This is a genomic window from Paenibacillus sp. JJ-100, from assembly GCF_948329825.1.
Classification (GTDB): domain Bacteria; phylum Bacillota; class Bacilli; order Paenibacillales; family Paenibacillaceae; genus Paenibacillus.
Genome location: NZ_CAOJCM010000002.1, coordinates 927,171 through 950,852, shown reverse-complemented (window position 1 = coordinate 950,852; position 23,682 = coordinate 927,171). Strand labels below are relative to the sequence as shown.

Annotated in this window: 24 protein-coding genes and 1 other RNA gene; all 25 read left to right on the top strand. The window is 45.6% G+C overall.

All coding sequences use genetic code 11. The annotated features are described in order from the left end of the window. Positions 1 to 161 precede the first annotated feature (161 nt). The 25 genes from PQG66_RS10915 (at position 162) to rnpB (ending at position 23,433) form a co-directional block, all read left to right on the top strand. On the top strand, positions 162 to 506 hold the full coding sequence (locus tag PQG66_RS10915) for a hypothetical protein (protein ID WP_272037694.1): 345 nt from the start codon (positions 162 to 164) through the stop codon (positions 504 to 506). Between the two features lie 364 nt (positions 507 to 870). Further along, positions 871 to 1,230 (top strand): histidine triad nucleotide-binding protein, encoded by a 360-nt coding sequence (locus PQG66_RS10910; RefSeq protein ID WP_272037693.1) that lies wholly within the window; start codon positions 871 to 873, stop codon positions 1,228 to 1,230. A gap of 180 nt (positions 1,231 to 1,410) precedes the next feature. Continuing rightward, positions 1,411 to 1,584, top strand: a complete 174-nt coding sequence (gene rpsU / locus PQG66_RS10905) for a 30S ribosomal protein S21 (protein ID WP_005547957.1) — start codon at positions 1,411 to 1,413, stop codon at positions 1,582 to 1,584. A gap of 15 nt (positions 1,585 to 1,599) precedes the next feature. Beyond that, entirely contained in the window at positions 1,600 to 2,043 is a 444-nt protein-coding gene (locus PQG66_RS10900) for a GatB/YqeY domain-containing protein (RefSeq protein WP_272037692.1), read from the top strand. Between the two features lie 347 nt (positions 2,044 to 2,390). Then, the gene (locus PQG66_RS10895) at positions 2,391 to 3,716 is read left to right on the top strand and encodes an NfeD family protein (RefSeq protein ID WP_272038142.1); all 1,326 of its coding nucleotides are present in this window, start codon (positions 2,391 to 2,393) and stop codon (positions 3,714 to 3,716) included. 163 nt (positions 3,717 to 3,879) lie between these two features. Then, positions 3,880 to 4,887, top strand: a complete 1,008-nt coding sequence (gene floA, locus PQG66_RS10890; protein WP_272037691.1) for a flotillin-like protein FloA — start codon at positions 3,880 to 3,882, stop codon at positions 4,885 to 4,887. A gap of 13 nt (positions 4,888 to 4,900) precedes the next feature. Then, positions 4,901 to 5,476 carry a hypothetical protein gene (locus PQG66_RS10885; protein WP_272037690.1) on the top strand — a complete coding sequence of 192 codons (576 nt, stop codon included), beginning with the start codon at positions 4,901 to 4,903 and terminating at the stop codon, positions 5,474 to 5,476. Between the two features lie 190 nt (positions 5,477 to 5,666). After that, a complete protein-coding gene (yqfC, locus tag PQG66_RS10880; protein WP_272037689.1) occupies positions 5,667 to 5,960 on the top strand; it encodes a sporulation protein YqfC in 294 nt (97 codons plus the stop codon). Then, complete coding sequence (yqfD, locus tag PQG66_RS10875; RefSeq protein ID WP_272037688.1) at positions 5,957 to 7,150, top strand: sporulation protein YqfD; 1,194 nt, start codon at positions 5,957 to 5,959, stop codon at positions 7,148 to 7,150. The genes yqfC and yqfD overlap by 4 nt, the downstream gene beginning before the upstream one ends. Before the next feature lie 6 nt (positions 7,151 to 7,156). Beyond that, on the top strand, positions 7,157 to 8,128 hold the full coding sequence (locus PQG66_RS10870; protein ID WP_272037687.1) for a PhoH family protein: 972 nt from the start codon (positions 7,157 to 7,159) through the stop codon (positions 8,126 to 8,128). A 16-nt stretch (positions 8,129 to 8,144) separates the two neighbouring features. Further along, positions 8,145 to 10,394 carry an HD family phosphohydrolase gene (locus PQG66_RS10865; protein ID WP_272037686.1) on the top strand — a complete coding sequence of 750 codons (2,250 nt, stop codon included), beginning with the start codon at positions 8,145 to 8,147 and terminating at the stop codon, positions 10,392 to 10,394. A gap of 33 nt (positions 10,395 to 10,427) precedes the next feature. Next, positions 10,428 to 10,925 carry an rRNA maturation RNase YbeY gene (ybeY, locus tag PQG66_RS10860; protein WP_272037685.1) on the top strand — a complete coding sequence of 166 codons (498 nt, stop codon included), beginning with the start codon at positions 10,428 to 10,430 and terminating at the stop codon, positions 10,923 to 10,925. Further along, positions 10,925 to 11,296, top strand: coding sequence for a diacylglycerol kinase family protein (locus PQG66_RS10855; protein WP_272037684.1), 372 nt, complete (start codon positions 10,925 to 10,927; stop codon positions 11,294 to 11,296). Before ybeY ends, PQG66_RS10855 begins: the two co-directional genes overlap by 1 nt. Before the next feature lie 115 nt (positions 11,297 to 11,411). After that, positions 11,412 to 11,825 (top strand): cytidine deaminase, encoded by a 414-nt coding sequence (locus tag PQG66_RS10850; protein ID WP_272037683.1) that lies wholly within the window; start codon positions 11,412 to 11,414, stop codon positions 11,823 to 11,825. Positions 11,826 to 11,856: 31 nt separating this feature from the next. Then, positions 11,857 to 12,756: a GTPase Era gene (era, locus tag PQG66_RS10845; protein WP_272037682.1), complete on the top strand. Its 900-nt coding sequence runs from the start codon at positions 11,857 to 11,859 to the stop codon at positions 12,754 to 12,756. Between the two features lie 128 nt (positions 12,757 to 12,884). After that, a complete protein-coding gene (locus PQG66_RS10840; RefSeq protein WP_272037681.1) occupies positions 12,885 to 13,025 on the top strand; it encodes a YqzL family protein in 141 nt (46 codons plus the stop codon). A 33-nt stretch (positions 13,026 to 13,058) separates the two neighbouring features. Continuing rightward, positions 13,059 to 13,811: a DNA repair protein RecO gene (gene recO, locus PQG66_RS10835; RefSeq protein ID WP_272037680.1), complete on the top strand. Its 753-nt coding sequence runs from the start codon at positions 13,059 to 13,061 to the stop codon at positions 13,809 to 13,811. A 409-nt stretch (positions 13,812 to 14,220) separates the two neighbouring features. Continuing rightward, complete coding sequence (gene glyQ / locus PQG66_RS10830) at positions 14,221 to 15,108, top strand: glycine--tRNA ligase subunit alpha (protein ID WP_272037679.1); 888 nt, start codon at positions 14,221 to 14,223, stop codon at positions 15,106 to 15,108. Beyond that, entirely contained in the window at positions 15,101 to 17,176 is a 2,076-nt protein-coding gene (gene glyS, locus PQG66_RS10825; RefSeq protein WP_272037678.1) for a glycine--tRNA ligase subunit beta, read from the top strand. The genes glyQ and glyS overlap by 8 nt, the downstream gene beginning before the upstream one ends. Positions 17,177 to 17,388: 212 nt before the next feature. Beyond that, on the top strand, positions 17,389 to 17,856 hold the full coding sequence (locus tag PQG66_RS10820; RefSeq protein ID WP_272037677.1) for a YaiI/YqxD family protein: 468 nt from the start codon (positions 17,389 to 17,391) through the stop codon (positions 17,854 to 17,856). 47 nt (positions 17,857 to 17,903) lie between these two features. Then, a complete protein-coding gene (gene dnaG, locus PQG66_RS10815) occupies positions 17,904 to 19,724 on the top strand; it encodes a DNA primase (protein ID WP_272037676.1) in 1,821 nt (606 codons plus the stop codon). Between the two features lie 44 nt (positions 19,725 to 19,768). Beyond that, entirely contained in the window at positions 19,769 to 20,908 is a 1,140-nt protein-coding gene (gene rpoD, locus PQG66_RS10810; RefSeq protein WP_272037675.1) for an RNA polymerase sigma factor RpoD, read from the top strand. A gap of 184 nt (positions 20,909 to 21,092) precedes the next feature. Further along, positions 21,093 to 21,851 carry a tRNA (adenine(22)-N(1))-methyltransferase gene (locus PQG66_RS10805; protein ID WP_272037674.1) on the top strand — a complete coding sequence of 253 codons (759 nt, stop codon included), beginning with the start codon at positions 21,093 to 21,095 and terminating at the stop codon, positions 21,849 to 21,851. Next, positions 21,827 to 22,942 (top strand): Nif3-like dinuclear metal center hexameric protein, encoded by a 1,116-nt coding sequence (locus PQG66_RS10800; RefSeq protein WP_272037673.1) that lies wholly within the window; start codon positions 21,827 to 21,829, stop codon positions 22,940 to 22,942. The genes PQG66_RS10805 and PQG66_RS10800 overlap by 25 nt, the downstream gene beginning before the upstream one ends. Positions 22,943 to 23,024: 82 nt before the next feature. Next, positions 23,025 to 23,433, top strand: an RNA gene (gene rnpB, locus PQG66_RS10795) — RNase P RNA component class A. The last annotated feature ends 249 nt before the right edge of the window (positions 23,434 to 23,682 follow it).

Genomic DNA, 23,682 nt, shown 5'->3' with positions numbered 1-23,682 from the left:
GCTTCCTGTGCAGATGTCCGCGTAGCCGGACTTCTACGGAAGACCGCTCACGAGGGGCTTCTTTTTTGATTCCATTTCTAAACTTCTCTTCTGCAGTGTCAATTCGCCCAGTTCTGAATACGATAAAGGGTGAAGAAGAGTTGAATGGGGAGGCGTTAGGATTGGATAAAGTAGCAGCAAAGAAACTGTGTAAGGATCACATCCATCGTTACGTATGTATACAGATGAATGACGGTTCATATTATGATGGCATTATTGAGAACGTGGATGATGAGATGATCTATTTGGCAGTACCAGTTGGCAATGAAGTCATGGGGGCTCATGCAAATGCAGCTCCAAATATGATGCCTGGTGTTCAATATCCGATGACGCATGCTCGTGGGTTTTATCCTGGTTACGGTTACCCAGGGCCGTATCCTTATTATGGATATGGACGCAGACGCTTTAACAGACTAGTTCTGCCATTGTTTGCCCTGACTGCATTAACTTTGCTGCCATACTACTAAGCAATAGGGATTCTTAACATTGTTTTTACATCAGTTTTTAGGAAAATTAAATCAATTAAATCAATTGAATTGAATTTACAACTTGTCCAAAGAAGCCATACCTCAGCAATGAGAACCTTGCTATGTGGTATGGCTTTTTTTCTAAAAGTAAACCACGTGTCGTGTCCATATTCTTGACCTACTCTGTATACAATTAGGCTAAGATTTAAGGGAACATTGGATCTATAAAAGGTGAATTGTGCTTGTTAGCAATATTTACTATTCAGAGATTGATTTGTCGGATCGGCATTGGACGTACGATTTTACTTTTAGTATGATATAAGGGTGTACATAATTTGAAGATATAGGAAGGAGGGATTGTACGATGGACTGCTTATTTTGCAAAATTGTAGAGGGCACCATTCCCTCCAACAAAGTACTGGAGAACGAGCATGTGATCGTTTTTCATGATATTCAGCCTGCGGCCCCAACACACGTGCTGGTCGTGCCAAAGAAACATATTGCTTCCATGAATGATGTAACTACAGAAGATTTGCCTTTGATTGGTGAGATTCACGCAGCTGCACAAGAGGCGGCCAAACGTCTAGGTGTGCAGGAATCAGGATATCGCTTGATTAACAATTGTGGCAAAGATGGCGAGCAAACGGTGCATCACTTGCACTACCATGTGCTGGGCGGAACCAGACTCGGTGCACTCACAAGTTTGTCTGATTCACACAAATAAGTGTGCGTTATGATGTTAATGAAGCTATAAAATTGTTTTTGTACTTGAAAAACTTTTGTAGCTCAGCTAATATTAAGGGATCACGTTAAGGTTGACACTTTTATTGCCTTTCGCCTATAATGGAAGATGATGAACCGTGTTATTGCTCTTGGACGGTCTGGTCGGAGGGAGGGAAAACTGGTGTCTGAAACTAAAGTTCGCAAAAACGAGACTATTGATGCTGCACTTCGTCGATTTAAACGTTCCATCGCTAAAGATGGCGTCTTGGCTGAGGTGAAGAAACGTAAGCATTATGAGAAGCCAAGCGTAAAGCGCAAGAAAAAGTCCGAGGCTGCTCGTAAGAGAAAGTTTTAGGAGGATTTTAACTACATGAATCTTAGCGAACGATTGAACGAAGATATGAAGCAAGCGATGAAGAGTAAGGACAAGTTCAAACTCTCCACTATTCGGTTGATTCGTTCGACGATCAAGAATCTTGAAATAGATTTGAAAAGAGATTTGGATGACAACGAAGTGCTTGATATCCTGAGTCGTGAAATCAAACAGCGCAAAGATGCCCTCCAAGAATTTGGCAAAGTAGGCCGCGATGATCTTGTGGCGAATGCCGAAGCGGAAATTGAAATACTCATCCAGTACCTTCCTGCACAGCTTACCGAAGAAGAAATTAAAGTTATTGTACAGCAGACCATCCAGGAAACCGGTGCTTCTTCGAAAGCCGAGATGGGGAAAGTGATGACGGCCCTTATGCCGAAAGTTAAAGGCAGAGCGGACGGCAAACTGGTAAATCAAGCAGTTCAACAATTTCTGCAATAAAGCTAATTCAATAAACACCTCCTGACTTGTCAGGGGGTGTTTTTCTAGTGCGACCTGCATGGAGATTTGACGGTAAAAATCTGTTACAGGCTCAGCAGTAGTAAATGTTAATAAGGGCGAGGCGCTCTTTTCACTGAATATACATAATAATGTATAAATAATGGGTTTTAAACTTGAATATGGGTATATTTTTCTTGCAATTGCATTTCCATTCAAATATAATTTTAAGTTTTTGAAACGTAATGTTGCATTGTACGTAATAAATACCATAAGCTGGACAATATAACATTATCGGAAAAGGGGGGGCTATTGTGAAGGGAAAGCGCCGGAAGAAGCTTACGGGGTCGATGATGCTCTTGATGCTGCTCACGCTTTTGCTTCCTGTCTGGATTGGGATACCGTCAGCGCATGCAGCTGAGAAAAGCGGCGCCGTATATGTTATTCCGGTTGACAAACCGATCGAGCAGGGATTAGGCAAATTCATGGAACGCGGATTCAAGGAAGCGGAGAAAATGAATGCGGGTTTGATCGTTCTTGACATCAATACGCCGGGCGGCCGTGTGGATACGGCAGATGCTCTAGGCACGATGATTAAAAACAGCCCGATTGAAACGTTGGCGTTTGTTCGGGGAGATGCTGCATCTGCTGGGAGTTTTCTTGCGCTGAATGCAGATAAGATCGTGATGTCACCAGGCAGTATGATTGGTGCTGCAGCTATGGTAGACAGTTCGGGCAAACATGTGGACGATCCTAAACTAGTTGCTTTCTGGAAGAGTAAGATGCAAGGAGCAGCTGAAAAGAGCGGTCGGGATGGTCAGATTGCGGCTGGCATGACCGACGTTAATATGGTTGTGGAGATGCCGGAAATTAACAAAACAAAGCAAAAAGGTGAAATTATCGCTCTCTCAGCCGAGGAAGCGCTGAAAGTGGGTTACGCGGATCATATCAGTAACACACCCGAGGAAGCAGCGGCTTGGCTTGGTTTTAGTCAGAGCGATGTATTCAAACTAGAGCGCACTGCTGCAGAGAACATTTCTACCTTTTTGACTAATCCGATTGTGATGACAGTGTTACTGTTCCTTGGTATTGCCGGTGTCATTATTGAGTTGATTGTACCTGGATTCGGCGTTCCGGGAATCGTAGGGATTGTATGTTTTATTCTGTATTTCTCTGGAAACTATATTGCGGGGTTTGCCGGAGCAGAGACGTGGGTATTATTTACAGTCGGCCTTGTCATGATGATTCTGGAGATGTTTATCCCGAGCTTTGGTATTCTGGGTATTTTGGGGTCCATTGCGCTGGTGGCTGGAGTTGTTAGGGCGGCTTATGACACGAGTGATGCGTTTGTCTCCCTCGGTATTGCCTTTGGAGCTGCCTTAGTAGTGATTGCTATCATTGCTGTCATCTTCAAGGACAGAGGGATATGGAATCGATTTATATTAAGTGAAAAATTATCTGCTGATCGTGGATATTCCTCGGCAACAGAGCGTAAAGAGCTGATTGGCTTGCAAGGCATCAGTCTGACACCGCTTCGCCCAGCGGGGACGGCGATGTTTGATGGTGAGCGAGTCGATGTAGTTACAGATGGTGCTTTCATTCCTGCGGATACACCTGTAATTGTTATCAAAGCCGAAGGTACCCGAATCGTGGTACAACAGGCTTTGCCGGTGTAATTTTGCAGTTGCCGGAGTGATCCTGTCGCTTCGGCTTGATACATAACCTATTGCTATGCTGCACGCAATGTGGTGGAATAATGTTTCAGCAGCGGATTAACTGGCGTCAGTTCTGATGCTCTCTTTTACAAAAAAACATATTGCAAACGGAGGAATTTAATCTATGGATCCAATGATTACAATTTTGCTCATCGCGGTGCTGGCTATTATCGTCTTGAGCGTATTCTTCAGCTTCTTCCCGGTGATGCTCTGGATCTCGGCCATTGCGTCAGGGGTACGGATTGGTATTATTACACTGGTCGCGATGAGATTGAGACGTGTAACACCTAGCCGGATCGTTAACCCGTTGATCAAAGCAACGAAAGCGGGTCTGGGTCTGAATATTAACCAATTGGAAAGTCACTTCCTCGCTGGTGGTAACGTTGACCGTGTTGTCAATGCCTTGATTGCTGCACAACGTGCCAACATTCCACTTGAATTCGAACGTGCTGCGGCTATTGACCTCGCAGGTCGCGATGTATTGCAAGCCGTTCAAATGAGTGTTAACCCACGTGTTATTGAAACGCCAATCGTATCTGCGGTTGCCAAAGATGGTATTGAAGTTAAAGTTAGAGCACGAGTTACGGTTCGTGCCAACATTGATCGACTCGTCGGTGGTGCTGGTGAAGAAACCATTATTGCTCGTGTCGGCGAAGGTATTGTAAGTACGAACGGTTCCTCGAACTCTCACAAAGATGTCTTGGAAAATCCGGATTTGATCTCTCGTACGGTATTGTCCAAAGGTTTGGATGCAGGTACTGCGTTTGAAATCCTGTCCATTGATATCGCCGACGTAGACGTAGGTAAAAACATTGGTGCGTTCCTGCAAACCGAGCAAGCTGAAGCAGATAAGCGTATTGCACAGGCAAAAGCGGAAGAACGTCGTGCGATGGCCGTCGCCCAAGAGCAAGAGATGAAAGCACGCGTTGTTGAGATGAGAGCACGTGTCGTTGAGTCTGAATCTCAAGTGCCACTTGCAATGTCTGAAGCGTTGCGCAGCGGTAAACTTGGTGTAATGGATTATATGAACCTGAAAAACATTGAAGCGGATACTCAAATGCGCAGCACATTGGGAAAACCAGCTGAAGGTTCCAATTCCAGCGATCAAGGTGATTCCAAAAACGGAAGATAGGCGGTGAGCGTAGATGAGCCTATTCGAATGGATATTTAATAATCTGTATGTTGTAGCGATTGTCGGGTTTGCTCTCTTTTCATTCCTTGGGAAGCTGGGGAAGTCAGCAAATCCGAACCAGAAACGTCCTGGCAATGGGATGCCAACGTTTGGCGGTGAAGACGAGAGGCGTTCTTCTCCACAGCAGACTTCTGCACCGGACGATCGACGTTATGAAGAGCAATACGATGAACGCTATGACGATGAACGTTATGATGACAGATATGATGAGCGTTATGACCAGCCGTACTCCGAACCAGCCGCTTCATCTCTTTCAGGAGATGAATTTAGAGATGAACAATCGCTGAGTAACATGCGGAGCTCTGTGGATGAGCAGATGAGTAAGATGGAAGAACAACAGCGAATGATTCAGGAAAGATTGAATCGTATCTCATCAGCAAGTTCCCTATCTGAATCCAATAGTACAGATGCAACAAGTTCAGGGGCTTCACGCCTTCGTCCGGAGGATATCCGAACAGGCGTGCTTTGGGCAGAAGTATTGGGTACTCCTCGTTCAAAACAGCCTTTTGGTACGAGAGGAAAGTTGTAGACGACGGTAAGTGGTCCATTATATGTTGAAGATCAAATGAAGCCTCTCTGGTGAGTACATGTCACCAGAGAGGCTTTTTTTGTGTTGTTTTATTTTTAGCAAAATATGTACGCCAACCTCTAACCGAATCCTCATAATTCACTGAATTAGAGCATAAGTTGAACTGTAGAGGAAGGGGGAAGACCTTCGAATGACCCGGATCAGCCGCAAGCTGCGCAGATGGACCAGTGAAGTGTTGGATCTGCCGCAGGATGTGCTTTATGATATGCCACGGTTAACCCTGATCGGCAGTAAACAGCTGTATATAGAAAACCACCGCGGTGTTATCCATTTCTCACCGGATCGCATCGTACTTGCCTTGTCACAAGGCCAATTAGAGATCAAAGGAAGCACGTTGGTTATACGCAACATTATGCCAGATGAAGTCGCTGTGGAAGGTACAATTCTGGATATTCATATGAATGGAGTGGAGGGGAACGAATGAAGCAGCCTAGTCTGTACAAATTGCGGGGAACATTGCGAATCACGGTTACAGGCGGAGACATTGAGACGTTAATCAACATGATTACAGAGCAGAGACTGAATGTGTGGGACTTGCGTGCGCATGATGGACGCCAGGCGGAGATGAATATTTTGCTTCCGCATTTTTTCAGGCTGCGTCCTATTATTAAAGGGACAGGCTGCAGAGTGAAAATTACTCACCGCAGTGGTTTTCCATTTTTTATGGCCCGCTTGCTCCGTCGAAAGTTTTTTGTTGGAGGTATGCTGTTTTTTGTGGCGGCCCTATTTGCTCTGTCATCGATGGTTTGGAATGTCGAAGTCAAAGGGAATGTAACAATTCCGACTGACGAGGTGCTCGCTGCAGCTAAAAAGGAAGGAATCTACCCGTTTCAATGGGGATTCCGAATGAAAAGTCAGGACAAGCTCTCCAAACAGCTGGCACTAGCGTTACCGAACGTGACCTGGATTGGTGTAACGAAAGAGGGGACAAGTGTTACCATTCAGGTCGTCGAGTCGGCACAACCTACGCGTGAACCTTTGCAAAACCCTAGGCATTTGATTAGTAAGTCTGATGCGGTTATTACGCAGATTTATGCTGAACAAGGAAGACCTGTTGTGCAAAAGGACATGCGTGTCAAGAAAGGACAAGTTCTGATCTCGGGTATTCTTGGTGATGAGGAAAATACCAAAACGGTTGTTGCCAAAGGTGAAGTGCGAGGAATGGTCTGGAGGGAATATGATATTCAGGTTCCTCTGATCCAGAAACATCAAACGATGACAGGGGAAAGTAAGGAGAGGTTTTATGTGGTGCTTGGTGATTGGGCGATTCAATTGTGGGGATATGGGAGCACTCCCTTCCGTTCATACGATACAGAGACTTATCATAAACCTTTAACTTGGCGCTCATTTCAATTACCAATGGGATGGATGACAGAAAAGGACATGGAAACGAGTTTTCATCAAGAGGAGCAGAGTGTGGCGTGGGCCAAAACGAAAGGATTAGAAGGGGCCCGAAATGATATTTTGGCCAAAAACGGTAAGGGCACAAAAATTTTAAGTGAAAAAATTTTGCATGAGAAGAAAGAGAATGGTAAAGTTTATATGAAAGTATTATTTGAAGTAGAAGAAAACATCGCGGAAGAACTTCCGCTAGTCCATAGTCAAGGAGAATGAGTATATTTGTCAGAGCAAACACGTAGCATACAAATCTCGCTCCAAAGTGCGGGAGAGGGGCAAGCTTTATTTGGACCCCAAGATATTTTTCTTAACCTGATTGAATCGGAGATTCCTGCCCAGATTGCTTCACGCGAAGCAGAGATTAATATCTTTGGTACTGTGAGGCACGTGGAATCACTTGAACAATTATTCAATGTGTTACTGGAATTAATCCGTAACGGGTATGTGTTAACCGAAAGAGATGTCTTGTATGCAATCGAGCTTGCTAAAGATTTGCGTGCAGACCAACTCTTGGATCTGTTCAAAGGCGAAATAACGACAACTTATCGGGGTAAGCCGATTCGTGTAAAAACAGTTGGACAGAAACACTACGTAACCACAATTAAAAAAAGGGATATCGTATTCGGTGTGGGTCCTGCCGGAACTGGTAAAACCTATTTGGCTGTTGTACTGGCTGTTGCCGCGCTTAAAGAGGGGAGTGTCAAACGAATCATTCTGACACGGCCTGCAGTTGAAGCAGGGGAAAGTCTGGGTTTCCTGCCAGGTGATCTGCAGGAAAAAGTAGACCCTTACTTGAGACCACTTTATGATGCGCTTTACGACGTTATGGGGCAGGAACAGACGGCGAAGGCATTGGAACGTGGCTTGATTGAAATCGCTCCTTTGGCATATATGCGCGGGCGCACACTGGATGATTCCTTTATCATTCTGGATGAGGCACAGAATACAACGCCTGAACAGATGAAAATGTTTTTGACTCGTCTTGGTTTTGGTTCCAAAATGGTTATTACCGGAGATGTGACACAGATTGATTTACCGCGTGGTAAAAAATCAGGACTTGTGGAAGCGAGTACCATTCTGAGCGAAGTTCAGGAGATTGGATTTGTCTATTTCGCCGAGCAGGATGTTGTGCGTCATTCCCTCGTCCAAAAAATCATTGTGGCATACAACCACGCCGCAGAAAATCAAGTATAGAAAGGGATTGTCTAAAGTGACCTCGAAAGAAATGTCAAAAGGCAAATCTTTTCAGAATAGAGCGACAGGATGGAAGTATAGCGTGTGGGCACGCTATCTTCTCTTTTTGTTTTTAGTGATTCTCTTTTACGTGAGTCTCTCTTCCAAACTGTTACCTGAGCGGTACGATATCCAGGAGGGGACGCGCAGTGAAGTGAATATTGTCGCGCCCATGCAGATTCCGAATAACAAGGCTACGTTGAAAGCACAGGAAGAAGCTGCCGAACGTGTTCAGCCTATGTTTCAGATCGTACAGATGCGTAACGAGAATTTAATGACAACGTTATTGGATCGTATAGATCGACTAAATCAGGACGATCAAATCTCAAGTCAGGATAAAATCGATATTTATCGAGACGAGATCCCGCAGCGTCAGAGAGACTTTGTCTCAAATTTTATTAATAACAATCGGAAAACAGGTACATACTCCGACACACTGCTGGAAGAGATTCGAAATGTGGTGCAGGAACAAAGTTACCGAATCCCTGAAGAAACGTACATTAAAATCTCGCGCCTGACTTCAGATGATATTCAAGAAATGAAGCCAGTAGCAAGAGATATTGTAGCGAGACTGATGACAGACCAGGTCAGTGAGGCTACTATAGCGCGGGCAAAAGTGGCGGAGATGGTGAGTGCAAGCTCTCTTGGCAAACGCACACAGCGTGAAGTCGTACAGGAGCTGACGCGGCTGGTAGTCACTGCTAACCGCTTTTATGATGAAGAGGGAACCAAAGAAGCGAAAGTACAAGCGCGTGAAAATACGCCAACTGTCTTTATCAAACAAGGAGAGCCGCTCATTTCTAAGGGTGAGGTTATTACCCCGGAAATATATGCTTTGCTTGATGAGAATGGTCTGCTTAAAAATGAGGTCAACTATTGGCCGCAGCTCGGGTTACTTTTGTTCTCATGCATGTTGTCAGCAGCGATTTTAATGTTTATCCAGCAAGGTAGTGGGACGCACTTCAAATACAACAATGCTCAGCTGCTTATGCTTGTTCTCATTTTTATTATTACGATTGTCGTTATGCACGTGACAGCTCTAATTCAGACGAATGAGCGTCCGTTTATCGGTTTTCTTGCACCCGTTGCAGTAGGAGCTATGTTGATTGCTCTGTTGCTGGATACATCGCTTGCTTTTGTATGTTCGATACTGATTGGATTATTGTCCAGTATTATTCTGAATATTCACCAGGGGCAACTTTTCGATTTTGAGCTTGGCTTCTTTGCGGTTGCTGTATCGTTTGTGGCCATTTTTGCGACACACCGAGCGAGTCAGCGATCAACCATTTTGAAAGGTGCTATTATGGTCTGTCTGTTTGGATCATTGGCGGTCTTTACACTAGCTCTGATTGACGCAGGCGATTGGAATCGTACAACCACCCTGTACGGGATCGGGTATGCCTTTGCAGGCGGCGTGCTGACAGCTATTCTGGTTATTGGGCTGATGCCATTCTTTGAAACGTCATTTGGTATTCTATCGGCACTTAAACTGGTTGAGCTTTCGAATCCGAATCACCCGTTGCTTCGCAAGCTGCTGACCGAGACGCCGGGTACCTATCATCACAGTGTTATGGTTGGTAATCTATCCGAGGCGGCGGCTGAGGCCATCGGTGCGAACGGATTGCTATGTCGTGTAGGATCGTATTATCATGATATTGGGAAGACTAAACGTCCCGTCTATTTTATAGAAAACCAGAACAATATGGAGAACCCGCATGATTCCATTGATCCCAAGCTGAGCAAGTCCATTATCATTGCCCATGCAAGGGATGGCGTAGAAATGCAGAAGGACTACAAGCTGCCCAAGCCGATTCGGGATATAGCTGAGCAGCACCATGGTACAACATTCCTTCACTATTTCTATCACAAAGCCTTGCGCCAAGCGGAAGAAGCGGGAATTGAACCCGATTTCACCGAAGAGGATTTCCGTTATCCGGGGCCTAAGGCGCAATCCAAGGAATCGGCCATTGTAGGGATTGCAGACAGTGTTGAAGCAGCCGTTCGTTCGTTGCGTAAGCCCACTGTAGAGCAGGTGGAGTCTATGATTGAAAAGATTATTAAAGGTCGACTGGATGATCATCAGTTCAATGATTGTGATCTTACGATGCGCGAGTTAGATGTGATCTCCAAGACACTGAAGGAAACTGTCATGGGTATTTTTCACTCCAGGATCGAATATCCGGAAGAGATTAAAAAAACTAAGCCGACGTCCCCCGAAGCCGGCTAATCAATATTAAGAGTAGACAGGAGTTAGGGATGAATGAGTCTTAACCTCGCATGGAATAATGAACAACAGGATCGAGAAATTACAGAGCCAATGATTTCAATGTTGGAGCAATTACTGGCGTTGGCTGGTGAAGCCGAAGGGATCACAGAGGGAGAGGTAGCACTCACCTTTGTTAATGATGAGCAGATTCATGAACTCAACCGTGATTATCGTGGCATCGATCGTCCTACAGACGTATTGTCTTTTGCAATGAATGAAACGGTAGATGAAGAGCTGGACATCATCTATGAGCTCGATGAAGACGAAGAGATGGAACAGTTACCGGATGTTCTGGGTGACATTATCATTTCCGTTCCGCGGACTATACTGCAGAGTGAGGAGTTCGGACATTCATTCGAACGTGAACTTGGATTTTTGTTTGTCCACGGCTTCTTGCATCTGCTTGGTTATGATCACCAGGATGAGGCAAGTGAGGCAGAAATGATGGGCAAACAGGAAGCTGTCCTCGCCCAAGCTGGGTTGACACGATAATGAAAAGGCGCTCCTGGGGTCTGGTATTCCTCAATGCTCTGGAAGGAATCGCATACAGCTTACGAACTCAACGGAATGTTAGAGTTCACACAGGAGTTGCCATCTTGATGTGTGTAGCTGGATTTTTCTTCCACATTTCGAGAACAGATTGGATGTTTGTGCTGGCTGCAGTATTCTTAGTTCTCATTACCGAGCTGATGAATACAGCCGTAGAAGCCGCTGTTGACCTGGCACAGCCCAATATTCATCCGCTCGCAAAAGCGGCAAAAGACACCGCGGCTGGAGCAGTATTACTTGCTGCGGTGTTCGCCGTCATCGTTGGATGTTTCGTTTTCTTTAAACCAGTGCTTGCCTGGCTCGGACTTTTATGAGGATAACTGCCATCAAAAGCTTTTCTGTCATCGAAGTTCCCAGTATAATTTAACGCCAGAATCAGCTTAACTAAATGATCCGCATATTATACAACCCCAAAGGGAGAGAAAAATAATGGATAATGGTTTGTTAATGCAGGAAGCAATTAAGGCACGTACTAAGGCGTACACGCCATATTCCCACTTTGGGGTAGGGGCGGCATTGCTGGATAGGGAAGGAAATGTTCATCATGGATGTAACATTGAGAATGCTGCATACACGCCAGGTAATTGTGCTGAGCGAACTGCGATGTTTAGTGCTGTAGCTGGGGGGCATAAACCACGCAGCTTCAAGGCAATGGCAATCGTTGGTGATACCGAAGGGCCGATTGCTCCTTGTGGTGTATGCCGTCAAGTTATGTATGAATTGTGTGATCCGAACATGAAGGTCATTTTGGGTAATTTGAAGGGTGACTTGTTAGAGACAACAGTTGCTGAATTGCTCCCATGGGCATTCGGACCCTCGGATCTCGACTCTACTAAAAAATAAATTTCAGGCCTAGGCGCCTGAGGAGGAACATATGAAAAAACAAGCATTTAAATCCGGTTTCGTTGCGATTATCGGGCGTCCTAACGTTGGAAAGTCCACTCTAATGAATCAAGTCATTGGACAAAAAATCGCAATTATGTCGGACAAGCCTCAAACCACACGTAACAAAATTCATGGCGTGTACACATCTGACGAGCACCAAATCGTCTTCCTGGACACGCCAGGAATTCATAAACGTCAATCCAAACTTGGCGATTATATGAACGAAACAGCCCTGAATACACTAGGAGAAGTAGAAGCTGCGTTGTTCTTGATCGATGCCTCAGAAGGTATGGGGGGTGGAGATCGATATATTGCTGAACAATTGAAAAATTTACGTACACCTGTCATTTTGGTTATGAATAAAATTGACAAAATTGAGCCGGAAGCGTTGCTGCCGCTGATTGAAGAATACCGTAAACTGCATGATTTTGCTGAGATTGTGCCAGTGTCAGCTATGCTTGGCAGTAATGTCAGCACACTGCTGGAGCAAATCGTAAAGTATTTGCCGGAAGGGCCTCAGTATTATCCTGATGATCAGGTGACGGATCACCCTGAACAGTTTGTCTGTGCAGAGCTCATTCGTGAGAAAATTTTACACATGACGCGTGAAGAGGTCCCGCACTCCATTGCTGTAACGATCGAAGATATGAAAGTACAGGATAATGGTGTTGTTTACATCTCCGCGGTAATCTTTGTAGAACGTGATTCTCAAAAGGGCATCATTATCGGAAAGCAAGGTGCCTTGCTGAAGGAAGTGGGTAAACGTGCACGTCAGGATATTCAAAATCTGCTAGGTTCCAGAATTTTTATGGATCTGTGGGTTAAAGTGAAAAAAGACTGGAGAAATCAGGATCGCGTTCTGCGCGACCTCGGTTTTGGACGTGAATAATACTTAATCTGAAGATGTTCATAATGCACTACTGAATATCCAATAATTGCAACACATAGTTTCCTTTGCAGGACTCCATCCTATCGGGTAGAACCAGACGTCATTTCCGAAGAGAGGATGAATTTCCGATGCGGGATTTTTCTTGGAAGGTATTTGCAATGACAGGTGATGTAGAATCCTATTTGTTATATACCGAGACGTGTAACTCGTCAGGACAGGAGTCAGACACTGCAAGGGAAGTGAGTGAAGATGAAGAAGCTGAGACATGACAGGCTGATTCAGGAATGGTTAGGTGACGAGGCATGCTATATAGGGTGGAAGGCATTGTCATCCGCAGCATGGACTACGGTGAAGGGAACAAAATTGTAACGCTGTGTACCGAAAGTGGCGGGAAGGCAGGAGTACTCGTCCGAGGTGCTAAAAAGCCCAAAAGCCGACATGCTGCATTGGTGCAGCCGTTTACTTATGGTCAATATGTTTATTTTCGCAACACAGGTCTCGGCACACTGAACGCAGGAGAGATTATCGATTCCAATCATGAGCTCAGGGAAGACTTGGTGAAGGCTGCCTATGCTTCTTATGCATGCGAGTTGCTGGATCGGGTGCTTCAGGATGAAGAGACAGGTGCGTTTTGGTTCAAGCAATTAAAAGCCTGTTTGCAGGCGTTGAAAGAAGATAAAGACCCTGCCGTAATTATAAGTCTGTATGAGATGAAAATTTTACAGGCAGCTGGTTATGGGCCGCAGCTGGACGAATGCATCTCTTGCAACCAGGAGCGACCAGATGAGCAGTTGTTTATAAGTCCAAGACTTGGTGGTGTCTTGTGTAGAGCTTGTAAACATTTTGACCCACCAGCGATAGCGGTTAGCCCTAAGACGTTAAAGTTACTACGCCTGTTTGTGCAGCTCGACCTGCAACGCTTGGGGAATATATCTGTAAGTGATTCTACGCGTAATGAAATCAAAAAAGTAATGCGAGCTTTTATGGATCACCAGCTAGGTCTTCATCTCAAGTCCCGTTCTTTCCTAGATCAGATGGAGAAGTACGGGATTTGATGTGCCAATCAAAAGTAAAAAAAAGTGGTTGACTTCATACTTAATTTTATATATTATGAAATATAAATTCTCTTTTTGGAGACATGCATTGAACGAGAGAAGTAGGAAACTGGATTCAGGGATTTATATGATAACGAGTTGTGTAACAACTGGGTATCTATAATAAGCGAGTCAGGGATGGTGGGAGCCTGATTGAATCGGTTTGTGAACATGGCACTCGGGAGCATGAATGGACACGGAAAAGTGGGCTTGATCATTCAAGGAATTGTCTGACTTGGGCCAAGTAGGGTGGAACCGCGGGAACAGCTCTCGTCCCTACGTCTGTACATCAGGCGTAGGGCGAGGGCTATTTATTATTGGCTGACTCCTCCTATGCTTGCCAACAAACTACCCGAAAAGGAGCATGATTATGAATTTTCAGCAGATGATCTTGACGCTGCAACAATTCTGGGCCGAGCATAACTGCATTATTGTTCAGCCGTATGATACGGAAAAAGGGGCAGGTACGATGAATCCGATGACCTTTTTGCGTTCACTTGGACCAGAACCTTGGAAAGTGGCTTATGTTGAGCCTTCCCGCCGTCCCTCCGATGGACGTTACGGTGAGAACCCTAACCGGTTGTATCAGCATCACCAGTTTCAGGTCATTATCAAGCCTTCTCCGGATAACATTCAGGAAATTTACCTGGAAAGTTTGAATCGTCTAGGTATTGATCCCCTCAAACATGATATTCGGTTTGTTGAAGACAACTGGGAGAACCCTTCCCTTGGTTGTGCAGGTCTTGGCTGGGAAGTTTGGCTGGACGGCATGGAGATTACCCAATTCACGTATTTCCAACAGGTAGGCGGAATTGAAACCAATCCGGTGGCTGTGGAGATCACATATGGTATGGAGCGACTTGCATCCTACATACAGGACAAAGAAAATGTATTTGACCTTGAGTGGGTTGAAGGAATTGCCTATGGCGATGTGTTCCGTCAGCCTGAATACGAACATTCCAAGTACACGTTTGAAGTGTCTGACGTAAAAATGTTATTTACCCTTTTTAATATGTACGAGGAAGAAGCAAACAAAGCCATGGCACAGCATTTGGTATTCCCAGCTTATGACTACGTGCTGAAATGTTCCCATACGTTCAACCTTCTTGACGCACGCGGAGCGATCAGTGTAACAGAGCGCACAGGATACATCACTCGTGTCCGCAACCTCGCTCGTCAAGTGGCGGCAACATATGTGGAAGAGCGTGAGAAGCTGGGCTTCCCGCTGATCAAGAAAGGGGGAGCCGAGAATGTCTAAGGATCTGTTGTTTGAAATTGGTTTGGAAGAAGTGCCTGCACGTTTTATTCGTGCAGCCATCGCACAGCTTCAAGAGCGTACCGTAAAATGGCTTGATGCATCTCGTATTGCCTACGGTGAAGTGCAAGCTTACGCAACACCACGTCGTCTTGCGATTCTGATTCAGAACGTAGCTGAGAAGCAGGAAGATGTGGAGGAGGAGGTTAAAGGACCTTCCCGCAAAATAGCCCTGGATGACAGCGGCAACTGGAGTAAAGCGGCTCTGGGATTTGCACGTAGTCAAGGAGTAGAATCAGATCAATTTACTTTCAAGGAATTGAACGGTGTGGAGTACATTTATGCAACGAAAAGCAGCAAGGGTGTAAACACCGCATCCGTTATTGGCGAAGGGTTGCTATCGGTACTACACGCGATGACTTTTCCTAAATTTATGCGCTGGGCGTCATATGATTTCAAGTTTGTTCGTCCGATCCGCTGGATGGTTGCGCTGTTTGGCACGGAAGTGATTGACCTTGAAGTGACAGGGGTAAAAGCCGGTAACGTTACACGAGGCCACCGTTTCCTTGGGAATGAAGCTGTCGTGTCCGAGCCTTCTGTATATGTGGATGTGCTGCGTAATGAACATGTTATTGTAGACATTCAAGAACGTGAGCAGATGATTGTATCCCAGATTCAGGCCCTGGCTGCTGAGAAGAACTGGGACATTGCCATCAAGGATGATTTGCTTGAAGAGGTATTGTTCTTGGTCGAAACACCAACCGTATTGTTTGGCACGTTTGATTCTTCCTTCTTGAACATTCCGCAGGAAGTTCTGATTACGTCGATGCGTGAGCATCAGCGTTACTTCCCGGTACTAAATCAGGATGGTCAGTTGTTGCCATATTTCGTTACAGTTCGCAATGGCGGTCGTGATTCGCTTGATGTTATTGCTAAAGGGAACGAAAAGGTGTTGCGTGCTCGTCTATCCGATGCGAAGTTTTTCTACGAAGAGGATCAAAAACTCGAGATTAAAGACGCGTTGTCCAAGCTTGAAAGCATTGTCTTCCAGGAAGAGCTGGGCACGGTTGGAGATAAAGTTCGCCGTATTCGCAAAATTGCTGACAACCTGGCTGCGAAGCTTCAAGTATCAGGTGATGTGGCTGAATCGGTTAGTCGTTCGGCAGATATCTGCAAGTTCGACCTCGTTACACTGATGGTTGGCGAATTCCCTGAGTTACAAGGGGTTATGGGTGAAGATTACGCTCGCAAAGCTGGTGAAAAAGAAGAAGTAGCCAAGGCGGTATTCGAGCATTACCAGCCACGTTTCGCCGGGGATCAATCTCCTGCTTCTCTTGTGGGTGCAATTGTTAGTGCGGCAGATAAGATAGATACCATCGTTGGTTGCTTCTCGATCAATATCATCCCAACAGGTTCGCAGGATCCATATGCTCTTCGTCGTCAAGCAGCAGGAATTGTACAAATTTTGCTGGATCATCAGCTTCCGCTGACCTTATCCGATGTATTTGGTGCAGCACTTGACGTTCATGCCCAGATGAATCTGTTGAAACGTGCAGATGCAGAGATCCGCAAAGATCTGCAGGACTTCTTCGCATTGCGTGTGAAAAAACTGCTGTCAGAGACGGTAAGATACGATGTCGTTGATGCAGTCATTGCTTCGGGATTCGACGATATTAGTGCTGTCGTTCCAAAAGGTGAGGCACTGATGAAAGCCGTGCTGGATGCGGAAGCTTTCAAAACAACGCTGGAGTCTTTCAACCGTGTAGGAAACCTCGCAGCTAAGGCATCGAACGCTACTGTGCACCCTGAGCTGTTTACAGAAGAAGGAGAACGTCAGTTGTTTGATGCATGGAATCAAACGAATGTAGCGTACCGCGATGCCTTGTCTAAGCATAATGCTGTTGAAGCCTTATCGATTGCTTCAGCCTGGAAGGATGCGATTACGGTATTCTTTGATTCAGTCATGGTTATGGCTGAAGATGAAGCGGTACGTGCGAATCGACTCGCGCTTCTGGCATCTATTGATCACGATCTGAAAGGTTTCGCTGACTTCTCTAAATTGGTTGGATAAGGTAATCTGGTTCTTGAAGTTCAGCAGGACACAAGTGCAGTATTAAAGAACCATATATGAGGGTATAAATATACGGAACGGGTTGTTTAGTTGTTGAACAACCGCTCCGTATTTTTAGCCTTTGTTTTTCTCCAGCGGTTGCAGAAGGATTTTGACTGTTTGGGGTCGTATATTACAATAGGCAGATATTTTATGAAACAGGTGGTTCGGGTTTGAGTGAGTTGAATGTACGTCACATCGTTGTGGATGGGGATGCTTGCCCGGTCAAAAAGGAAATCGCCAACACCGCGCGGAATTTCAAGATTCCTGTACTGCTTGTCTCGTCTTTTGATCATATGTTGCAAGCGGGAGAGGGTGTACGTACCGTGCAGGTGGACCGCAGTGATCAAAGCGCTGACTTGTACATTGCGAATCACATCAAGCCGTATGATATCGTGATTACACAGGACTACGGACTTGCTGCGCTTGCGCTTGGCAAACGTTGTTATGTTCTATCATTTAGAGGTCGAGAATTTAACGATCGAGATATTGATTTTATGCTCGACTCTCGCCATACAGCGGCTAAAGCTAGGCGTCAGGGACACTACGGAAAAGGTCCAAAACCTTTTACGGAGCAGGATCGGGAAAATTTTCAACATAAACTGACAAAACTTTTGAATGATTTGCAGGAGAATGTGTAAGTTTATCGAATTATATTTACGTGCTAGAAGAGATGAAGGTGGCCAAGATGAGTACCGGACAAGGCGGTATACCCGAAAGTATTATTGAATCGGTATTGCAGCAACATGATATCGTGGATACGGTTAGCCGATTTGTGCATCTGACCAAGCAGGGGAAGTACATGAAAGGCCTCTGCCCTTTTCATTCCGAGAAGACGCCTTCGTTTACCGTCACACCAGAGAAACAGATTTTCTATTGCTACGGATGCGGCACGGGTGGAAATGCCATCAAATTCAGGATGGAAATCGAAGGGTTATCCTTTCCCGAGGCTGTCAAAACGATGGCAGAAGAAAGTCATATCTCCATGGGTGACTGGCAGGGGCGTGAAGCTGCTCATGTAAATCCGGAGACGGCTCGTCTGCTGGAGGCTTATGAGCTTACCGCGAAGCTGTATCATTTTTTGTTGAAAAATACGGAGCATGGCAAAGTGGCCATGGAATATTTACGCTCACGTGGTATTGGCGACAAATTAATCGATCAATTCCAGATTGGTTATGCGCCAAATCGTTGGGATACACTTGTACAATTTCTCGAAAAGCGGAATTATCCGCTGGAAGAGATGGAGCGTGGCGGTCTTCTATCTGAGCGTAGTGAAGGCAACGGATATGTGGACAAGTTCAGAGACCGGATTATGTTCCCGATTCATGGCAGGAGCGGTAAGCCAATTGCATTTGCGGGGCGTATATTGGGAGAAGGACAGCCGAAATATTTGAACTCCCCGGAAACCCGGTTGTTCAACAAAGGCCGTGTTCTTTACAATCTACACCAGGCTAAAAATGCAATCCGCAAACAAAGACAAGTTATTTTGTTTGAAGGCTATGGTGATGTCATTTCTGCGTGGGATCAGGACGTACAGAATGGTGTAGCAGCTATGGGAACGGCTCTCACGGAAAACCAGGCGCTCATCATTAAAGGCATGTGTGATGAGGTCGTCCTCTGTTATGATGGCGATCGTGCCGGGCAGGCAGCCGCAATGAAGAATATCCCCATTTTGGAGGAGGCGGGGTTGCAGGTCAAAGTGGCGCTTATTCCTGAGGGACTTGACCCGGATGATTTCATCCGAAAACATGGTGGCGAACGATTCCGTAACCAGATTATAGACGGTGCTGTAACGACTACAAAATTTAAGCTTATAAACCTCAAAAAAAACCATATACTGCTAGAAGGCGGCGGACAAATCGCTTATTCCAAAGAAGCAGTGAAATTGATCGCTCCTCTGTCTTCACCAACGGAACGCGAAGTATATCTTCGTGAACTTGCTGCCGAAGTTGATGTATCTTTTGAAACACTGAAGCAAGAATGTAACGAAGAACGAGAAGCAATGAAAAATAACCAGGATTATGGGGATAATAACCCGAAAAGGTGGAATAATGGTAGGCAACAAAATAGGCATGTGCCTACGCCCAATCTGTTGCCGGCTTATCATGTTGCAGAGCGCAAGCTGATCGCCTGGATGTTACAGGATGATGAAGCAGCGCAGTATGTCAATGAACATCTTGGCGAAGCTTTTAATCTGGAGGATCATGCAGCTATTGCTGCTTATCTATATGCTTACTATGCGCAAGGCAAACCGCCGGATACAAGTCGCTTTATGTCTTCGTTGCATGATGATCGTTTGGAAAAGACGGTCAGCTCGATCTCGATGATGGATGGTCCAGGTGAATGGAGTGTTCAGGTGCTCGATGATTGCATCAGGGAAGTTCTAAAGTATCCGCGAAAAAAACAGTACGATTTAAAGAAGGAAGAAATGATTGCTGCAGAGCGGGCAGGTGATTCTGTACGCGCGGCACAAATTGCACTTGAGATGATTGCCCTAGAGAGACAGTGAACGTCTGGCTTATCGGATGTTTCTAGGGAGGAGGGAGTCGAGTTATGGCGAATGATCAGCATACTGAACTAGAAACAGAATTGACACTGGATCAGGTTAAAGATCAATTGATTGAATCAGGTAAGAAAAGGGCCTCACTGAACTATAAGGAAATTATTGAGAAACTCTCTCCATTTGAGCAGGATGCTGAGCAGATGGATGAGTTTTATGAGCAACTCAGTGACTTAGGCATAGACGTCGTTAATGAAAATGATGAAGAGGTGACCCTTCGTCCTAATGATGATTCCGAAAATAGCAGCAGAGATGGAGACGATGAGTTCCACTTTGACGATGATCTAAGCTTGCCACCGGGCATCAAAATTAATGACCCAGTCCGGATGTACCTCAAGGAAATTGGGCGTGTACCTTTGTTGTCAGCTGATGACGAAGTACAACTTGCAAAACGGATTGAGAACGGGGATGAAGAAGCGAAACGCCGTCTGGCGGAAGCGAACCTTCGTCTCGTTGTCAGTATTGCGAAGCGTTATGTGGGACGCGGAATGCTTTTCCTTGATTTGATTCAGGAAGGAAACATGGGTCTGATCAAAGCGGTAGAAAAGTTTGACCACAAAAAAGGCTATAAGTTCAGTACGTATGCGACATGGTGGATTCGTCAGGCGATTACACGTGCAATTGCCGACCAGGCAAGAACCATCCGTATCCCAGTTCACATGGTAGAGACGATTAATAAGCTGATCCGGGTATCCCGTCAGCTGTTGCAAGAACTGGGGCGCGAACCAACTCCTGAAGAAATTGCTGCGGAGATGGATCTAAGCGTCGAAAAAGTACGCGAGATTACCAAGATTGCACAGGAACCGGTTTCCCTGGAAACGCCGATTGGTGAAGAAGATGACTCACATCTGGGTGATTTCATCGAAGACCAGGAAGCTTTGGCTCCGGCAGATGCCGCTGCATACGAGCTCTTGAAAGAGCAACTTGAAGATGTTTTGGATACTTTGACTGAGCGTGAAGAAAATGTTCTTCGTTTGCGTTTTGGTCTGGATGATGGCCGTACGAGAACGCTGGAAGAAGTAGGTAAGGTGTTTGGTGTTACGCGTGAGCGTATTCGTCAGATTGAAGCCAAGGCTCTTCGTAAATTGCGTCACCCGAGTCGTAGTAAACGACTCAAAGATTTCCTCGAATAATTGAACTGTGGGAGACTTTCCGTGAGACGCTTTGGCGGCGGCGGGGTCTCCTTTAGTTTTAATTTGAACGGTTTGATTTCTTTCTTTTGGAAAATCATCCTTCAAATGTTTGATTGGACTTTATTTTATCGCTTTTCTTCACTCAATGCAAATCAATAAATTAAATGAATGGTGTAGGTGCCCCATGAAACTTTCGAATCGATTACAACGGATACATGATCAAATCCCTGCAGGAAGCCGGATGGCAGATATCGGCTCAGACCATGCTTTATTGCCCGTAGCTGCTGTTCGTAGTGGAAAAGCTGTGAGTGCAATAGCTGGAGAGGTTAATCCGGGACCGTACGATGCTGCATGCAAACAAGTCAGCGATGCGGGGTTAAAGGCAAACATCACGGTGCGACGTGGAGATGGACTCGATGTTATTTCGCCGGGAGAAGTGGATGTAATTACTATTGCAGGTATGGGCGGTGCTTTGATCGCTTCTATCTTGGATCGGGGAATCTCCAAACTCGAAGGCGTACAATTACTGATTCTGCAGCCTAACGTAGGCGAGGATATTTTGAGACGGTGGTTGCTGGACCATCACTGGGTTGTTGTGGCAGAGCAGCTTCTTGAAGAAGACGGCAAAATTTATGAGATTATCACCGTTATGCCACAGGCTAGCAGTCCCATTGCGAATGAAGAGGTATATCGCGCTCGCCCCCTACAGGGTGGAGTTACATTGACCGAAGATCTGCTGTTGCGTATGGGTCCGTATTTGACGGACCGTCCAACGGAAGTGTTTTTTACCAAATGGGAAAGTGAGATCGACAAATTGCAAGGGGTGGTTCAATCCATCTCCAAATCGGATCAGGATTCTTCGAGGGAAAAGGCTGCCGAAATGGAGCGGCTTATTATGAGTTTGAAGGAGGTATTGGCATGCTTGCCAAAGGTCAAACAGTAATTCAACTAATGGAGCGCCTAGCTCCAAAACATCTGGCTGTACCGGACGATCGTATTGGACTGCAACTGGGAAGTTTGCAAAAGGAGATTGCCCATGTTCTAGTGGCGCTGGATGTTACTAACGAGGTTGTGGATGAAGCTATTCGGATTGGGGCCAATCTGATTATTGCACATCATGCTATTATATTCCGCCCTGTTAAATCACTTAGTACTGACACACCTATGGGGAAATTGTACGAAAAACTGATTAAGCATGATATTGCGGTTTACATCAGTCATACCAATCTCGACGTTGCTGAGGGTGGCATCAACGACTGGATGGCAGAAGCACTCGGGATCGAAGCCAAAGAATCGCTGGAAGATGTGCATACAGATCAGTTGTACAAGCTAGCAGTATTTGTGCCTAGGACGCATCATGAGCAGGTATTGCAGGCAATTCTGGAGGCTGGAGCAGGAAGTATCGGTCAGTATAATAAATGCAGTTTTAATACCGAAGGTACGGGTACATTTGTACCTGGTGAAGGTACACAGCCTTTTATTGGGTCACAAGGGCAGATGGAACGTGTGGAAGAAATGCGCATTGAAACGATTGTTCCTCAAAGTTTACGGAGTAAGGTAATTCAGGCCATGTTAAAAGCACATCCTTATGAAGAAGTGGCTTACGACCTGTACGCAATGGATCTGAAAGGACGTACATTGGGCCTAGGACGTCTTGGTCCTCTTCGGGAGTCTAAAACCCTTGGCGAGCTCGTAGAGGTGGTTAAAGCTCAATTCAACGTGCCTCATGTGCGTGTAGTCGGGGATCTGAACAAAAAGATCAAAAAAGCAGCGGTGCTTGGCGGTTCAGGCAGCCGTTATGTACTCACTGCACGTTTCAAGGGAGCAGATGTCATTGTAACTGGAGATATTGACTATCACACGGCGCATGATGCATTGATGGCGGGGATGTGCATTATTGATCCTGGTCATAACACAGAGAAAATTATGAAACCTAAGACAGCAGAGTGGCTGCGTGCGCAACTTGCGGATCAGCGCTATGAGACACAAGTCACTGCATCTGAGGTGAATACAGAAGTATTCCGTTTTATGTAAAAGGAAGAGATCAAGCTGATTTCCAGTAATATTTAGCTTGTATGAGACAGCAAATCCCTGTATACTATGTAATGTTGTTCGGAAAGCTTGACAGACAATCGCTGGTGGCCTTTGTTGCCACGAGAGGAAAGTCCGGGCTCCACAGGGCAGGATGCTGGATAACGTCCAGTCAGCGCGAGTTGAAGGATAGTGCCACAGAAATGGACCGCCGATGGCCGGGTTTCCCGGCACAGGTAAGGATGGAACCGAGGTGTAAGAGACCCCGAGGAACGCTGGTGACTTCGTTCCTGGTAAACCCCATCTGGAGCAAGACCTAATGGGACACGGTCCCTCTTTGGAGGAGACAGCCTTAGCCCGAGGTGTGTCTAGGTTGGTCGCTTGAGCTGTGCAGCAATGTACAGCCTAGATAGATGATTGTCGCTTCTGGTGGGAGGGTAGTTCCCGTATGAACCACGAAGAGCACAGAACCCGGCTTACGGTAAGCTTTCCTAACTGCAACAACAAAGCATAACATCATCTCCGAAATGGATGATTGAGTGCATATGATGAGCTTTTTAGTTATTTCTTCGATTAAGTCCTGTCCACATACAGGTTATATAATAATGTCATAAAAGAAAAGGTGGCAGATTCGGTAACTCGAGTCTGCCGCCTTTTCTTTTATGTTGATGGAAAAAACCGCCTATCCTTGTATAGATAAGCGGTCCAACATTTATTGTCAGTTTCAATAGCGTTTAACTGGC

What these genes read in the sequence shown, in the direction of transcription:
- PQG66_RS10910 (WP_272037693.1), top strand. Translation starts at nt 871, where the DNA reads ATGGACTGCTTATTTTGCAAAATTGTAGAGGGCACCATTCCCTCCAAC.
- recO (WP_272037680.1), top strand. Translation starts at nt 13,059, where the DNA reads ATGCTATATAGGGTGGAAGGCATTGTCATCCGCAGCATGGACTACGGT.
- PQG66_RS10895 (WP_272038142.1), top strand. Translation starts at nt 2,391, where the DNA reads ATGATGCTCTTGATGCTGCTCACGCTTTTGCTTCCTGTCTGGATTGGG.
- PQG66_RS10850 (WP_272037683.1), top strand. Translation starts at nt 11,412, where the DNA reads ATGGATAATGGTTTGTTAATGCAGGAAGCAATTAAGGCACGTACTAAG.
- PQG66_RS10885 (WP_272037690.1), top strand. Translation starts at nt 4,901, where the DNA reads ATGAGCCTATTCGAATGGATATTTAATAATCTGTATGTTGTAGCGATT.
- dnaG (WP_272037676.1), top strand. Translation starts at nt 17,904, where the DNA reads ATGAGTACCGGACAAGGCGGTATACCCGAAAGTATTATTGAATCGGTA.
- floA (WP_272037691.1), top strand. Translation starts at nt 3,880, where the DNA reads ATGGATCCAATGATTACAATTTTGCTCATCGCGGTGCTGGCTATTATC.
- glyQ (WP_272037679.1), top strand. Translation starts at nt 14,221, where the DNA reads ATGAATTTTCAGCAGATGATCTTGACGCTGCAACAATTCTGGGCCGAG.
- PQG66_RS10855 (WP_272037684.1), top strand. Translation starts at nt 10,925, where the DNA reads ATGAAAAGGCGCTCCTGGGGTCTGGTATTCCTCAATGCTCTGGAAGGA.
- glyS (WP_272037678.1), top strand. Translation starts at nt 15,101, where the DNA reads ATGTCTAAGGATCTGTTGTTTGAAATTGGTTTGGAAGAAGTGCCTGCA.
- yqfD (WP_272037688.1), top strand. Translation starts at nt 5,957, where the DNA reads ATGAAGCAGCCTAGTCTGTACAAATTGCGGGGAACATTGCGAATCACG.
- PQG66_RS10800 (WP_272037673.1), top strand. Translation starts at nt 21,827, where the DNA reads ATGCTTGCCAAAGGTCAAACAGTAATTCAACTAATGGAGCGCCTAGCT.
- PQG66_RS10840 (WP_272037681.1), top strand. Translation starts at nt 12,885, where the DNA reads ATGCGGGATTTTTCTTGGAAGGTATTTGCAATGACAGGTGATGTAGAA.
- PQG66_RS10900 (WP_272037692.1), top strand. Translation starts at nt 1,600, where the DNA reads ATGAATCTTAGCGAACGATTGAACGAAGATATGAAGCAAGCGATGAAG.
- ybeY (WP_272037685.1), top strand. Translation starts at nt 10,428, where the DNA reads ATGAGTCTTAACCTCGCATGGAATAATGAACAACAGGATCGAGAAATT.
- rpoD (WP_272037675.1), top strand. Translation starts at nt 19,769, where the DNA reads ATGGCGAATGATCAGCATACTGAACTAGAAACAGAATTGACACTGGAT.
- era (WP_272037682.1), top strand. Translation starts at nt 11,857, where the DNA reads ATGAAAAAACAAGCATTTAAATCCGGTTTCGTTGCGATTATCGGGCGT.
- PQG66_RS10805 (WP_272037674.1), top strand. Translation starts at nt 21,093, where the DNA reads ATGAAACTTTCGAATCGATTACAACGGATACATGATCAAATCCCTGCA.
- yqfC (WP_272037689.1), top strand. Translation starts at nt 5,667, where the DNA reads ATGACCCGGATCAGCCGCAAGCTGCGCAGATGGACCAGTGAAGTGTTG.